General features: G+C 35.8%; 15 protein-coding genes. 4 read left to right on the plus strand and 11 right to left on the minus strand.

Annotation, left to right across the window (positions count from 1 at the left end; all coding sequences use genetic code 11):
* Positions 1 to 3: 3 nt before the first annotated feature.
* The 6 genes from GJU32_RS19145 to GJU32_RS19170 all read right to left on the minus strand — a co-directional run bounded on the left by GJU32_RS19145 (position 4) and on the right by GJU32_RS19170 (position 3686).
* Positions 4 to 1755 carry a methyl-accepting chemotaxis protein gene (locus GJU32_RS19145; protein WP_155593522.1) on the minus strand — a complete coding sequence of 584 codons (1752 nt, stop codon included), beginning with the start codon at positions 1753 to 1755 and terminating at the stop codon, positions 4 to 6.
* A 279-nt stretch (positions 1756 to 2034) separates the two neighbouring features.
* Positions 2035 to 2619, minus strand: a complete 585-nt coding sequence (locus GJU32_RS19150; protein ID WP_155593523.1) for a DUF305 domain-containing protein — start codon at positions 2617 to 2619, stop codon at positions 2035 to 2037.
* 106 nt (positions 2620 to 2725) lie between these two features.
* Positions 2726 to 2905: a cysteine-rich CWC family protein gene (locus GJU32_RS19155; RefSeq protein WP_155593524.1), complete on the minus strand. Its 180-nt coding sequence runs from the start codon at positions 2903 to 2905 to the stop codon at positions 2726 to 2728.
* An 81-nt stretch (positions 2906 to 2986) separates the two neighbouring features.
* Complete coding sequence (locus GJU32_RS19160) at positions 2987 to 3184, minus strand: gamma-type small acid-soluble spore protein (protein ID WP_155593525.1); 198 nt, start codon at positions 3182 to 3184, stop codon at positions 2987 to 2989.
* 14 nt (positions 3185 to 3198) lie between these two features.
* The gene (locus GJU32_RS19165) at positions 3199 to 3408 is read right to left on the minus strand and encodes a hypothetical protein (RefSeq protein WP_155593526.1); all 210 of its coding nucleotides are present in this window, start codon (positions 3406 to 3408) and stop codon (positions 3199 to 3201) included.
* 44 nt (positions 3409 to 3452) lie between these two features.
* Positions 3453 to 3686, minus strand: coding sequence for a hypothetical protein (locus GJU32_RS19170; protein WP_155593527.1), 234 nt, complete (start codon positions 3684 to 3686; stop codon positions 3453 to 3455).
* Between the two features lie 129 nt (positions 3687 to 3815).
* Here GJU32_RS19170 and GJU32_RS19175 point away from each other — a divergent pair, with 129 nt between their 5' ends.
* Positions 3816 to 4310 (plus strand): L,D-transpeptidase family protein, encoded by a 495-nt coding sequence (locus tag GJU32_RS19175; protein ID WP_155593528.1) that lies wholly within the window; start codon positions 3816 to 3818, stop codon positions 4308 to 4310.
* A 201-nt stretch (positions 4311 to 4511) separates the two neighbouring features.
* Positions 4512 to 6185 carry a ribonuclease J gene (locus tag GJU32_RS19180; protein ID WP_155593529.1) on the plus strand — a complete coding sequence of 558 codons (1674 nt, stop codon included), beginning with the start codon at positions 4512 to 4514 and terminating at the stop codon, positions 6183 to 6185.
* A 57-nt stretch (positions 6186 to 6242) separates the two neighbouring features.
* Here GJU32_RS19180 and GJU32_RS19185 read toward each other — a convergent pair whose 3' ends face one another.
* A complete protein-coding gene (locus tag GJU32_RS19185) occupies positions 6243 to 6902 on the minus strand; it encodes a restriction endonuclease subunit S (RefSeq protein WP_155593530.1) in 660 nt (219 codons plus the stop codon).
* A 219-nt stretch (positions 6903 to 7121) separates the two neighbouring features.
* Here GJU32_RS19185 and GJU32_RS19190 point away from each other — a divergent pair, with 219 nt between their 5' ends.
* On the plus strand, positions 7122 to 7511 hold the full coding sequence (locus tag GJU32_RS19190) for a helix-turn-helix domain-containing protein (RefSeq protein ID WP_155593531.1): 390 nt from the start codon (positions 7122 to 7124) through the stop codon (positions 7509 to 7511).
* Positions 7512 to 7551: 40 nt separating this feature from the next.
* On the opposite strand, the gene GJU32_RS19195 is transcribed toward GJU32_RS19190, so the two are convergent.
* Positions 7552 to 8427, minus strand: a complete 876-nt coding sequence (locus GJU32_RS19195; RefSeq protein WP_155593532.1) for a radical SAM/SPASM domain-containing protein — start codon at positions 8425 to 8427, stop codon at positions 7552 to 7554.
* Between the two features lie 195 nt (positions 8428 to 8622).
* Here GJU32_RS19195 and GJU32_RS19200 point away from each other — a divergent pair, with 195 nt between their 5' ends.
* Positions 8623 to 9039, plus strand: coding sequence for a hypothetical protein (locus tag GJU32_RS19200; RefSeq protein ID WP_155593533.1), 417 nt, complete (start codon positions 8623 to 8625; stop codon positions 9037 to 9039).
* Between the two features lie 60 nt (positions 9040 to 9099).
* On the opposite strand, the gene GJU32_RS19205 is transcribed toward GJU32_RS19200, so the two are convergent.
* The 3 genes from GJU32_RS19205 to GJU32_RS19215 form a co-directional block, all read right to left on the minus strand.
* Positions 9100 to 10503 carry a SpoVR family protein gene (locus GJU32_RS19205; protein ID WP_155593534.1) on the minus strand — a complete coding sequence of 468 codons (1404 nt, stop codon included), beginning with the start codon at positions 10501 to 10503 and terminating at the stop codon, positions 9100 to 9102.
* A gap of 44 nt (positions 10504 to 10547) precedes the next feature.
* On the minus strand, positions 10548 to 11705 hold the full coding sequence (yhbH, locus tag GJU32_RS19210) for a sporulation protein YhbH (RefSeq protein WP_155593535.1): 1158 nt from the start codon (positions 11703 to 11705) through the stop codon (positions 10548 to 10550).
* A 174-nt stretch (positions 11706 to 11879) separates the two neighbouring features.
* The gene (locus GJU32_RS19215) at positions 11880 to 13775 is read right to left on the minus strand and encodes a PrkA family serine protein kinase (RefSeq protein WP_155593580.1); all 1896 of its coding nucleotides are present in this window, start codon (positions 13773 to 13775) and stop codon (positions 11880 to 11882) included.
* Positions 13776 to 13913: the final 138 nt, after the last annotated feature.

Genomic DNA, 13913 nt, shown 5'->3' on the forward strand with positions numbered 1-13913 from the left:
TTTTTAGTGAATATATTGTTTTTTGCCATCCAATAAAATTTCCTTTAACACTTTTAGTTTTTCAATCACAACATGCGATTCTTCTGTAATTTCCTTCAGGTATTTTTCAGCCTCTGTTTTATTACCTGCATTGTATTCACGGACTGCTTTTTTCGCTATATCATGAACATGAATAAATGGTTGTTCTAATTCTACATAGACACGTTCTTCGCCTAGCAATTTTTTCCCTGTACCATAATACCATTCACCAAGGCGCGACTCCTGTGGCGAACCTACATCCTGCTCTGTCATCGTTTCAAAACCTAACAGTAAATTATAAATCTTCCAGCGCCATAATAAATGGTCTGTTATGGCTAATTCAATAATATCCTCTTGGCTAATAATAAAGTTTTTAGAAATCGTCGTTGAACGGTATCCGTCAATCATTTTACTTAACTTGTAGATAGCAGAGCCCATATCGAAAACGATTACCTTACTTTTTTGCATACTCTCTGTGATGGTATGGTTACGCTCAGAAATAGTGGTAGCAGATTGTGCTTGTACCTTTGTCGTTGTCGCTATCTCCTCGAAGCGAGCCCCTTGCTGCTGTAAATTTTTATTTATCTCTGCAAGAGTCTGTGATATATGTAAGGTATCTGTAACACCTTGATGTAAATCTTGAGAAAATTGAGAAGTTAATGAACTAATATTATGCGTAATATGAAGTAGCTCCTGTATATCTGTATGTATAGATTTGACTGATGTACTTGTATCATCAGCAAGTTTTCGGACTTCCTCTGCAACAACAGCAAAGCCTTTACCCGCTTCTCCAGCACGAGCAGCCTCAATCGATGCATTTAAAGCCAACAAATTGGTTTGATCTGCGATTCGCTTAATCAATTCCATCAACTTCGCTACACTATTTACACGTTCAACTAAACGCTTAATATCCTCCTGCATGGATTTATGGCCCTCATCAGTCGTTTGTAAAATGGAGGATACTTGTTGTAACGAATCTAAATCTTGATTTAATTTTTTAAAGGCATGCTTTGTTTGCTCTGAAATATCGCCAACAGAAGTGGCAATCTCTTCAATACTTTCATCTAACTCATGCATTAATTGATCTGCTGCTACAATTTCCTGTTGCTGAATATCTTGAAATTCAATCAGTTCCTTAATAGTATCTAACTGTGTATTATAAGTAATGATTTCACCTAAACCATTCACTACAGAGCCTGCTTGAATTTCAATATAGGTCTCTAAAATAATTTGTTGATCGATTGTTACCAAGCTGTCATAAGATAATAAGACATCCAGCATTTTTTCTTGATCACGCGATAGTTCTTTTACAATTAGTGGAATGATTAACTGGTTAATCAATGTATAGGCAGAAATCATCCAGTTAGGCAGGACGCCAATTCGGGCATGTATATAGGCGATTTTACGTCGTTTAAATACATAGTCTAAATCTAATTCATCGTCAAACAAACTAATAAAGTGTGTATCGAATAATCCCTTCAAACGTTCTACCGTTGAATGCGTGTTAATGACATGGTTAAACTCCGGAATTTCCAGTAAACGATCATAAAAATTATCGAGTATATCATGTCGATTATTTTCATAAATTTTCCGTAAGAATCCAACAGATTCTCGTCTAATTCTGGATAAAGCAAGAAAATCTAGCTTCTCTTTAAAGCGTTCATTGGCCTCAATGTCTGAATTTTTTGCTGCTGAGAAATAATCATAGTTTTGATTAATCTTCTTTCTTTTGAACATAGTCCCACTCCCAAATGTTATAGAATAAATTTAAATTACCAATATTTATAAATGATTTATAAAGCTTTCTTCATTACCTTCAACTAATAAAACATATATATTTTACCAACAATAGAAAAACAAAAATAGATTCTCAAAAAATTCTTTACACTTTCTTATTTTTTTGTCCACCTTATTGACAATTTCTCACTTTCTTAGTTAAACACTATTTTAAAGCAGAAAAAACGCTAAAATCATGTCTGACTTTAGCGTTTTATTTATATAAACTTATAGGTTGTGCTAGCACTCGCAATCGCAATTTTGTAAGTCATCCAGTAACTTTTCCATGACTTCTAGTTGTTCACAAAGCGTTTGAATCATGCACTTTAGAATCGGGATTAATTCTTGGCAAATACAGAATCTAAGCACATTTTGCGCAAGTCGTATTCCGCCTTGATGATGGACAATCATTTCCCGTAGGTAATTGATATTAATGCTATTTGATACTGGTGGGGCACACATTGCATTGAACATGGCTTCTGTAATTTCTTTGTAAGCACACATATACTCGTATAATTCATACTCTGAGTTTTGCACGACACAACATCTATTTTGTATCGCTTCAAGACTTTCAAGCATCTCTGTATGTGTTTGAATGATTTCTAATGCGAGATTTTGTACGGGAATATTTGTTGTGAAGCGCAATACATTTTCTGACATTTGGATTGCTGCTACTTGATGAGGTATGATTTGCTTAATAAAGTTCTCTGAAATACTACAAGTAATGGTTACATAGGTCATGCCCTGCATCATTTTTTTGAGGATTCGTTGATATTCCTCTAAATAAGCCTTTGTTACATTACTGAGTTCAATTGGTCTAGCCATTAGACACACTCCTTTCAGAGTAATGTATGCCTGCTAGGTTGTTGTGCGATAGACAATTGTACCAATTACTCAACATTTACAATGACATCCTGATAGTCATAAATTATTATTGATCTTCCTTGTATGTATCTAAGCATGTTTGACAAATACATTTATTCGGCTCTGTCTGCACGGCATTTAACAAATATTCTGGAAAACTCACCGTCATGCACCAGCAATCTTCTCCACCCTTCGCCACCACACAATGATTTTCTCCTCCACATAATGGACATTGCCTTTCTAACATGATTTTGCACCTCCTTCACTTTACCCATCATTGTAAAGTAAAAGAGGAAGAGCACTCAATACCTTACTCCTCCCAATACGTTTATTGTCTATGCTTGTGTATTTCTTGTTTTACTTCTTCAATATTTGTGTCACTAAAGATCGCCGTCCCATGTCCACCGCTTTTAGCCAATAATTCCTTTACTTCATTGTAAGATAATGCTGCCTCTGCATTTTTCTGCTTTACTTCATTTATATTAGTGCCCGCTGACGTATATTGGATATCTTTTTCATGATTCATCGTACTTCTACCTCCTACAATTCATCTGGCTGCATTTCAATTAATTCATCGCCTTCTCTTTTTACTCTCTTATTAAGCTCTCCAACTGGAATGGCGTCTACAGTTTGCATATCTTCATGCAAATCGAAAAGACTAATTGTATCTGATTCAACCATATCAGGTTTATCTTTACTATTTAAATTCATAAACATTTTCTTTTCATGTGGTACTTTTTCTATGTCCATCATCCACACTCCCTTCCCTCTTAATGTGTGTAATGCTGAAGAGATTATGTGTCTTTCCTTTTTGCAGTTTTATCAATACGGTGATATTCAGAAATTTGAATGACCCGTACATTTTTTGTATGCAATTCATGATAGATCCCTCTGCTATCTGTAAAGGAGATATATTGATCACGTTCACTTTTTACTAACTTCTCTGCTTCTTGCTGTGACTCCATATAGATAAACCTTCTGACATAATGCATTTCATCAAAAAAATACGTTATTTTAAATTCCTTCATTCATAATTGCTCCTTGACATCTATTACTGCATATTGTAACCAAAGAGTTGAAAAATCTTGCATTCCTAAAATTACATAAAACAATACGCATATAGTAGAACAGCAACCTTTTTAAAGGAGGAAATATCGTTGATTCATACAGTCAAAGCTGGCGAAACGCTGTCTCAAATTTCTCAAGATTATCGCACTCCATTGGCATCTATTATCGCTGCTAACCCAGGAATTCAGCCTGATAGTCTTTTCATTGGTCAACAAATTGTTATACCTGGCTTACCCGATCCAGATACCATTCCTTACCGTATCGAGATTTCTACCGATAATCGTTGGCTGCGTTTATATAGAAATAACACCCTTCAAAAACAATATCCTATAGCTGTTGGACGCATGCTGCATGAAACACCAGTTGGCAGTTTTATTATCATCAATAAAGCTCCAAATCCAGGTGGTCCTTTTGGCACAATGTGGATGAGTCTATCTAAAGAACACTATGGAATTCATGGCACCAATGACCCTAGCTCGATTGGGCATGCTGTTTCTCGTGGTTGTATTCGTATGCAAAATCAAGATGTTGAAGAGCTTGCCAGCATTGTTCCTATTGGTACTGAAGTAGTAATTCATCCCTAATTAAAAAGCTATCCATTTTTGCATAGACAAAATTAAGAAATGTTTCCCTTCTCTGTTATCTTTGTTTATTCTTCCCGAAATTAAATAGCAGTGTGCATAGGTGATTCATTGTAAATGTCGTATAAGATGAAATGCTAAAAGCTATACTATCGTTGACTAAAGCAATTATTTGAGGGATTTACAACTATAGGAGGGAATACGTTGTCCACAAGTAAACAGTTATTATCTATATTCGCCCTAGGTGGCATTAATGAAATTGGAAAAAACATGTATGTAGTGCAATATCAAGATGACATCATCATAATTGATTGCGGGGCAAAATTTCCAGATGAGACCTTACTTGGTATTGATTTAATTATCCCCGACATTACTTATTTACTTGAAAATAAAGAAAAAATTAAGGCATTAATTGTGACACATGGGCATGAGGATCACATTGGTGGTATCCCCTATCTATTAAAAAAATTAAATGTCCCTGTGTATGCTACCCGATTCACTCTAGGGCTTATCGAATTAAAGCTAAAAGAACATAAGCTTCTAAGAGAAACCGATTTAATTGAAATTCATGCTGATTCAGCTTTACATTTAGGGCAAATTGATATCAATTTCTTTAGAACAAACCATAGTATACCGGATTGTTTAGGCATCGTTCTTGCTACCCCTGAAGGAAATGTTGTCCATACAGGTGACTTTAAATTTGATTTAACACCTGTTAATAACCAGTTTGCTGATATTCATAAAATGGCAGAAATCGGTTCAAAAGGTGTACTAGTACTTATCTCAGAAAGTACCAATGCAGAAAGACCAGGTTTAACACCATCTGAGCAACTTGTCGGGCACCATATAGAAGAAGCCTTTTTACACGCTGAACGTAAAATAATCATCTCAACCTTTGCCTCAAACGTTAATCGTATCCAACAAATTGTGCATGCAACTATCTCTGCTAATAGGAAGTTAGCATTATTAGGTCGCAGTATGGTCAATGTGGTTGATGTAGCAATCGAACGTGGTTATTTATTTGTTCCAGAAGATTTGTTAATTGATGCACGTGAAGTTAAATATCTTCCACCAGAAGAAGTAGTAGTACTATGCACAGGTAGTCAAGGTGAGCCACTAGCTGCACTTGCACGATTAGCAAATGGTAACCATCGAGAGGTAAAAGTTCTACCAGATGATACGGTCATTCTAGCTGCCTCTCCTATTCCAGGCAATGAAAAGGGCGTATCTCGTATTGTAGACAATTTGTTTCAGCTTGGTGCAAAAGTCATTTATGGTTCTTCCAGTCATACTGGTATGCATGTATCAGGACATGGTCATCAAGAAGATTTAAAACTAATGCTGACGTTCATGAAGCCTAAATTTTTCATTCCTATTCATGGCGAATTTCGTATGTTACATCAACATCGATTATTAGCAGAATCTGTTGGTGTCCAAAAAGGTCATACATTTATTATGAAAAACGGTGATGTCGTTGATATTGAAAATTCGAAGGCAAGACAAACTCGTAAAGTTCCAGCTGGAGACACGTATGTTGACGGCATCGGAATAGGTGAAGTGGAAGGGATTGTCCTCCGTGATCGCAAGCAGCTTTCGGAAGACGGAATGCTTGTCATCGTATTGACACTTAATAAAGTAGATGGTGCTTTTATTTCAGAGCCTGATACCATTTCACGTGGGTTTGTTTATGCAAAAGATTTCGAGGAGCTGTTAAATAAGGTCAATGTACTTACAAAAGAAATAGTAATAGAACTTCAGGAAGACAGCAGGCAACAAATACATGTCTTAAGAAGAGAAATCAAAAGAACAGTGGGACAATATCTATTTACGCAAACAAAACGCAAGCCTATGATTTTGCCAATTATTATTGAAATTTAACAAATCGGTGCAGGGATTGGCATATCCCCGTTGCACCGACTTATTTTTATTGATTACTTATCTTAAGAAATCATACTTTTGTGCTGCATTTAAAAACTCACCATTAAAAACTTTATGTAGTATCTCAATATATTGCAATTGAAGCATTTCAAACCCTTGATGTAAGTTGTTCGAATGCTGCTTCGTTTGATTCGTAATGTTATGGAAATATTCAGGTAATTTTTCGACCGCTGTTACTAAAGATTCTGTATAAGATAATAAGTGTTGAATAGCATTTAATAATTGAACTACTCTCATTTGAATTTCAATAGGGGGTAGATCAATTATTAAACGATAGATATTAAGCTTCTCTTTGTTTACCTGACACCATTTAAAAAAGTGAAATAAATAGTCACTTTCAATAATAGATTCATTCGGTATGATTGCCATAATATCCTGACCTATGCATACATCTTTTTTGCATTGATATATAGTCGTTTCCATCAAATTTAGTTTATTAAGAAGGATACTTTTAGCTGGCACATATGAAATATTAAATTGTTCAATAAAATTATTGCCTACCTTCGGTATTTGACTAATATCATCTTCTTTCAATATGTTCTTCAACGTTTCTTTGGTTATGAAAGGAGTACCTTCACTAGTAAAACATTTATCATTCGTGAACGTTTTCCCAATTATAATTTTCGCTACCTCTTCTAATAAAAATTGCTTCACCATGCATGAACCCTCCAATCTTATAATCCTAATATGTAAATTTCCAAACACAACATTCACTAACGATTTATTCTTAGTGCTACACATCAAGTCATTTGGCAATTAAAAGGGACTTCTCTAAACATTGTACCATTATATAATAACTTTTTCTCTATTATACCACTATAATAGTATAGTCATTTTATTTGTTTTTCACTAGCTTTTAACTTAGAGGTGATTCATATGTCAGATTTTTTAAAGCTAGTAGGTGAACAACTCCGTATTATTAGATTATCCAAGGGACTAAGTCAGGAAGAAGTTGCTGAGAGAACAGGGAAGTTAGGTTTTAGTAAAGGACGAGTTTCCAATATTGAACACGGTCAATCTAATATAACCTTAAGCACATTAGAAACACTTATCACGGCACTAGATATTGCCCCTGAGGAGCTTTTTAATTTTCAAAAATTATCTGGCGTTACTGATATTGAAGAAAAGAACCTCATGCTAGACATTCATCGATCATTATTAAGAGAACGTAATATAGACGAGGTTAAATACGTAGTTCGCATTACAAAGGATTTTTTAGATACGATTGATTCACAGTCGAAGAAAAACAGCTCCAATGGTCAATGACATTGGAGCTGTTTTTCACAAAAATATTATGCATATATAGTTACATACCAAATTTTTGACGATAGCCACATTTTCTGCAAAGTTCCTCAACAGCTTCTCTTCGTGAAAAGCCGTCTACGATATTATTAGCACGTTCCCCTTCTACGATTTCTGAGAAAGATTTCTCATGTACATTTCCTAAATTAATGACACCTTCTCCATCCAAGCAGCAAGGCACAACAGTACCATCTACAAGAATAGCTGCTTGACTGCGCAGTGCATGACAAAAGCCCTTGCCCTCATCCTCTGGCTCTAGCAAGCTTGGCCATCTAAATTCATGATCCTGATTCAAATAAACATGAGGGGCAATTTTTACCCCTTTACCAGGCTCTACTTTTTCTTCAATGCGAAAATCAAGATTATATTCATTTTCTAAAATATCTAATGTCTCACGGTTTCGGCGCGCTGCAATGTCAGAAACTTGATCCTTTTGTAAATTCCATAAACGATAGGAAATAATCGTGTTGTATTCCTTTGATTCGCGCACAAAATCTAAAATATCCCCTAAATATTTTTCACGATTTTCAGAGCCCTCATGTCCATCAAAGCTGTGTAATGAAAAATTAATTTGACGTAATGCTGGTTTCCCTAATATTTTTTCTCGATTTTTTTTAATGAGTGTACCATTCGTTGTTATATTGACCTTAAAACCTTTTTCATAGGCAGCATCTAATAATTGGTCAATCCGTGGATGTAATAGCGGCTCTCCTTTTACATGCAAATAAATATATTTTGTATGTGGACGAATTTCATCCAAGATTTTATTAAATTGTTCTACTTTTATAAGTCCTTTTGCACGCGCTGTTGGTGGACAAAAACTACATGCTAAATTACAGACACTCGTTATTTCTATATATACCTTTTTAAATGTTCTCAACGTTGCTTCTCCGTTCCCGTTCACTAAAAAATTAAAATCCCATTCATTTTAACAAATTTATAGGATAGATAGCAAAAATCGTCGAGCGTATATATACACCCCTACCTTTTCTCTAGAGAACATGGCTACACGTACAAGTGGGCAGACAAAGCGCTAATATGTTAATAGTAATATCAAACGAAAGGAGGAAAAAAAATGTCTGGCTTTAATTCTAAGAAATTTTTTGGCCCTGAGGAACCTGAGCATGAGTCATCAAATAAGCAGGCTAAAAACCATATAACAATTAACTTTACATTCAATATAGGAAATACAGATTTTAACTTTGAGCAACGAGCAGAAGGTGGGGGTCAAATCAATCATGATGTGGGTACAAATGCTAATCAAGGTGGACAAAATGCTAGTAACGGAAGTCATACACGAAATGTAAATTCTCAATTTGCAGATGGCAATGGCCGAAGTGGAATTGCTGGTAATGATAACGACGAGGCTGGTGGCCAGCAAGGCCTAAAGGTACGGGATAGCTTAGTCATTGAAAGCGATATACATTCATCATCTAACCATAGTGAAAGCAACGAAGAGGACAATGATTTATTATCAGGAGAAAATGAGTAGTATCCAACTAAAAAACTTCTATCTGTTTGATTATGCTCTAAGCAGATAGAAGTTTTTTTCTTATACATTACGTTTATAGTTTTTTGTACCATCATATGAATATAGCATCGGTTTACTATCCACATACGTTTCTAAGTGAACAGGACGCCCCCATAGCTGATAAATATATGGTAATACATTTTCTAAATAGCGAGGGTCTAGTTCCATCCCTTCGTAGCCATGTACTAAATAAAGCTCACCATTACGTAAATAATCACCATTTTTAACAACAATATAAGGGAAGCCACCGTTTACACGCATCGATACAAGCTGATCTCGAACCATCTTATGATCTTTGTCGGTAATACGATACTCATTACCTTTCTTTTGGAATAAATATAAATCTTCTCGCTTCGCCAAATCTTTTGTTAAATAGTTACGAATAAAGGAAATATCCGATTCTATCTCTCTTACCTCAAAGATCTTTTCACGTCCAGTGTTTGGCTGAACGCCTAGTCGTCTCATTTCCTCTGTCGGGTTATTATAACGGTTTTCAATGTCCTCTAAAATTTTTATGCCAAGGTAATATGGATTGATAGAAGTTTTTGAGGGCTGCACAACGCCCGCATTTAATTTAGCGTATTCGATTGTCTCTGCGGTTGTTAGATTCAACTCTCGCATAATTCGCTGATGCCAAAAAGAAGCCCAACCCTCGTTCATTATTTTTGTCTCTAATTGTGGCCAAAAATAAAGCATTTCTTCACGCATCATTGTTAATATATCTCGTTGCCAGTCTTCTAATTCTCGGCTATGCTCCTCTAAGAATAACAAAAGATCCTTTTCTGGCTTTGGTGGAAATTGCTTTAATCTCCGTCTTATTGGTTTATAGACTTTATCTTTTTCTTCTATGCTCCATAAGTCATCGTATGGTGATTTTATTGGTGGTCTTTCCTCCTCTAGCTCATCCTCCTCATTCCAAGATAATTTTGGTCGTAAAATAGATGGATCAATATGTTCTTGAATAGCTAGAACGGCATCCAAAAACTGTTCAACCTCATCCTTACCATATTCTCTTTCATAGCCAGCTATTCGCTCAGCCGTTGCTGTCATGCTCTCTACCATATCTTTTCTTGTATTAGAAAATCGCACATTATTTTTAAAGAAGTCGCAGTGTGCTAAAACGTGGGCGATAATCAATTTATTTTGGGTCAACGTGTTGGTATCGAGTAAAAATGCATAGCATGGGTTAGAGTTAATAACAAGCTCGTAAATCTGACTGAGTCCTAAATCGTATTGGAGTTTCATTTTATGAAATTGTTTACCAAAACTCCAATGGGAAAAACGAGTAGGCATACCGTATGCGCCAAATGTATAAATTATATCTGCTGGACAAATTTCATAACGCATTGGATAGAAGTCTAAGCCAAAGCTTGAGGCAATTTCGGTAATTTCATCTATCGCTCGATGAAGCTCTTTCGTGTCCATTTTACGTCCCCTCCTTTGAACGTGATGCTGATCAAACATTTATGTTACTCTTCATTTTTTTTGAAAAAGCTCTTTAAGGCATCATATACATCGCCTTTTTTTCTCAAAATATGATATCTAAATTTGGGATCATCAATTTTCTTATACGTATACATAAGTGTCGAGAAACGGTTATGTTGATTGACCTCACCATAGCCAAACATACTAGATACATCCATTAACTCTGCCACTAATTTCAAGCACTTTTCATTATCCATCGAAATATTTTCACCATCTGAAAAATGTACGGGATAGATATTATAGCGAGATGGATGATATTTATCCTGAATCAATTCCAATGCCTTTTTATAAGCTGAAGAACAAATGGTTCCTCCGCTCTCTCCCTTTGTGAAAAATTCCTCTTCTGTAACTACTTTCGCCTCTGTATGATGGGCAATAAATTCAATCTCCACTGTTTCATATTTTGAACGTAAAAACTTAGTCATCCAGAAGAAGAAGCTCCGCGCACAATATTTTTCAAAGGCGCCCATCGAGCCACTTGTATCCATCATGGCAAGCACTACTGCTTTTGATTCCGGTTTCTCTATTTCATCCCACGTTTTAAAACGTAGATCATCATTATGAATAGGTGTGATTTCTGCTTTGCCATGCATCGCATTACGCTTTAACGCATTTAAAATCGTGCGCTTTTTATCAACGTTACCCATTAGCCCTTTTTTTCGAATATCATTAAATTCTATTTTTTCCGTTTTAATATCTGCCTTTTCTTTCTGCTGTAAATTCGGTAACTCAAGTTCATGAAATAATACATTTTGAATTTCCTCAATACTTACTTCTGCTTCGTAATAATCTTGGCCAGGCTTGTCACCCGCCTCTTTTCCTTTACCTGGAGCCTGATTTGCTTTACTGCCATCTCGTGCAACTACATCCCCAACACTACTATCCCCTTGTCCTTGCCCTACATGCTTAGAATTATCATAGTTATATCGAATTTTATATTCATCAAGTGAACGAATCGGTATTTTAATAACCTCGCGACCATTGGACATCACAATACTTTCTTCACTAACTAAATCAGGTAAATTATTTTTAATCGCATCTTTCACTTTTTCCATATGGCGTTGCTGGTCCTGGTGCCCTTTACGATGGAGGGACCAATTTTCCTGAGAGATGACAAAGCGCTTATTTTCGTGTTCAGTCATTTTTATCCTCACCCATCTATCAAATTCGCTTTTTCTATACTATGCTTGCGAAGCACTTTCTTGAACTTTTTTTGTAAAATCAATTGTGCATCTAAATAATTTCCCCGTCCTGATAATAAAAGGAGTGCCCTAATAATGGGACACTCCTATCTGACTTGAAACAGTAAAAGTTAATTATCGATTAAGCAGACTTCCTACATATTGAAGTAGCTCGTTTGCTGATGTTGTATTGTAGCCATGTTCATCAACAAGTCTTGCTACTACCTCATTAATTTTCTTCAATTGCGATTCATCCGGCATTTTTGAAGAAGTTGTAATTTTCACAACATCCTTCAAATCTGCAAATAATTTCTTTTGAATTGCTTCTCGCAATCTTTCATGAGAATTATAGTCAAACCGTTTGCCTTTTCGTGCATAGGCAGAAATCCGAATGAGAATCTCCTCACGGAATGCTTTTTTAGCATTTTCTGAAATACCAATTTGCTCCTCAATCGAGCGCATTAATTTTTCGTCAGGGTTCATTTCCTCACCAGTCAGTGGATCGTAAATTTTATTTTTATTACAAAATGCCTCTACATTGTCGAGGTAATTGTTCATCAACGTTTTTGCCGATTCTTCATAAGAGTACACAAAAGCCTTTTGTACTTCATTTTTAGCAATTTCATCATATTCTCTACGAGCAACCGCAATGTAATTCATGTATTTTTCACGATCCTCTTGAGAGATGGAAGCATGCTGATCCAGTCCATCCTTCAGTGCCCGTAAGACATCTAATGCATTTATAGATGGTACTTCTTTACGAATAATAGCAGAAGAAATACGGTTAATGATATAGCGTGGATCAATACCGTTCATGCCTTCGTTCGGAAACTCTTTTTTCAGCTCCTCTAAGTCAACGGAATTAAATCCCTCCACATTTTCTCCGTCGTACAGGCGCATTTTCTTAATCAGATCCACACCTTGTTTTTTCGGTACTTCTAATCTTGTGAGAACCGAAAAGATTGCTGCGGCCTTTAAAGCATGCGGCGCAATATGAACATGAGACATATCACTTTCTTTTATCATCTTTTCATAAATATGTTCTTCCTGACTAACTTTTAAGTTATATGGAATTGGCATAACAATAATACGAGAATGTAAGGCCTCATTCTTTTTATTTGAAATAAAGGAGCGATATTCTGTTTCATTTGTATGAGCAACAATTAACTCATCTGCACTAATTAAAGCAAATCTTCCCGCTTTGAAGTTTCCTTCCTGTGTTAAAGATAATAAATTCCACAAGAATTTTTCATCGAGTTTCAGCATCTCCTGGAACTCCATCATTCCTCTATTGGCCTTATTGAGCTCCCCATCGAAGCGATAAGCACGAGGATCTGACTCTGAACCATACTCACCAATTGTTGAAAAGTCAATACTTCCCGTTAAATCAGCAATATCCTGTGATTTCGGGTCTGAAGGTGTAAATGTTCCGATACCTACACGTTTGTCTTCTGAAAAAGTAATGCGTTCAATTATCACGTTTTCAATACGTCCATCGTATTCCTTTTCAAGACGCATCGTATTTAAAGGCGATAAACTTCCTTCAATTCTTATGCCATACTCCTCAAAAAATTCATTACGCAAATGGTGTGGAATTAAATGTAATGGATCTTCATGCATTGGACATCCCTTAATTGCGTAAACCGCACCCTCATCTGTTCGCGAATATTGCTCTAATCCGCGTTTCAGTAAAGTAACGATTGTTGATTTACCACCACTAACAGGTCCCATTAATAATAAAATACGTTTTCTAACATCTAACCTGCGTGCTGCTGGATGGAAATATTCCTCCACCAGTCTTTCAATTGCTGTTTCAAGCCCAAAAATTTCTTGTCCGAAAAATTTGTACATTTTTTGCCCATCGCGTTCCTCTACACCAGAACTTTTTATCATATTGTAGACGCGTGAATGGGCTGTTTGAGCAACTTCAGGTCTTTCCCTAATGATGTTTAAATAATCTGCAAATGTCCCTTCCCACTTCAGCCTGTTTTCTTCTTCGCGATAGTTTTTCACTTTATCTAAAATGTTAATAGCCTTCCCTCCATTCAGGGCTTGATTTATAACATAGTATGAAGGAAATGACATGATGATACCCATTACTTTTTGTTTGATGAAGTTTCTTCTTATTACTTCTATTTTTTTTTACAGAAGAATCGGGATTTACAGACT

This window comes from Lysinibacillus cavernae (assembly GCF_009724685.1).
GTDB classification, from domain to species: Bacteria; Bacillota; Bacilli; order Bacillales_A; family Planococcaceae; genus Lysinibacillus; species Lysinibacillus cavernae.

Bases quoted from the DNA above. Each gene is read 5' to 3' on its own strand.
- GJU32_RS19145 (WP_155593522.1), bottom strand. From the start codon at position 1,755: ATGTTCAAAAGAAAGAAGATTAATCAAAACTATGATTATTTCTCAGCA.
- GJU32_RS19150 (WP_155593523.1), bottom strand. From the start codon at position 2,619: ATGGCTAGACCAATTGAACTCAGTAATGTAACAAAGGCTTATTTAGAG.
- GJU32_RS19155 (WP_155593524.1), bottom strand. From the start codon at position 2,905: ATGTTAGAAAGGCAATGTCCATTATGTGGAGGAGAAAATCATTGTGTG.
- GJU32_RS19160 (WP_155593525.1), bottom strand. From the start codon at position 3,184: ATGAATCATGAAAAAGATATCCAATATACGTCAGCGGGCACTAATATA.
- GJU32_RS19165 (WP_155593526.1), bottom strand. From the start codon at position 3,408: ATGGACATAGAAAAAGTACCACATGAAAAGAAAATGTTTATGAATTTA.
- GJU32_RS19170 (WP_155593527.1), bottom strand. From the start codon at position 3,686: ATGAAGGAATTTAAAATAACGTATTTTTTTGATGAAATGCATTATGTC.
- GJU32_RS19185 (WP_155593530.1), bottom strand. From the start codon at position 6,902: ATGGTGAAGCAATTTTTATTAGAAGAGGTAGCGAAAATTATAATTGGG.
- GJU32_RS19190 (WP_155593531.1), top strand. From the start codon at position 7,122: ATGTCAGATTTTTTAAAGCTAGTAGGTGAACAACTCCGTATTATTAGA.
- GJU32_RS19200 (WP_155593533.1), top strand. From the start codon at position 8,623: ATGTCTGGCTTTAATTCTAAGAAATTTTTTGGCCCTGAGGAACCTGAG.
- GJU32_RS19205 (WP_155593534.1), bottom strand. From the start codon at position 10,503: ATGGACACGAAAGAGCTTCATCGAGCGATAGATGAAATTACCGAAATT.
- yhbH (WP_155593535.1), bottom strand. From the start codon at position 11,705: ATGACTGAACACGAAAATAAGCGCTTTGTCATCTCTCAGGAAAATTGG.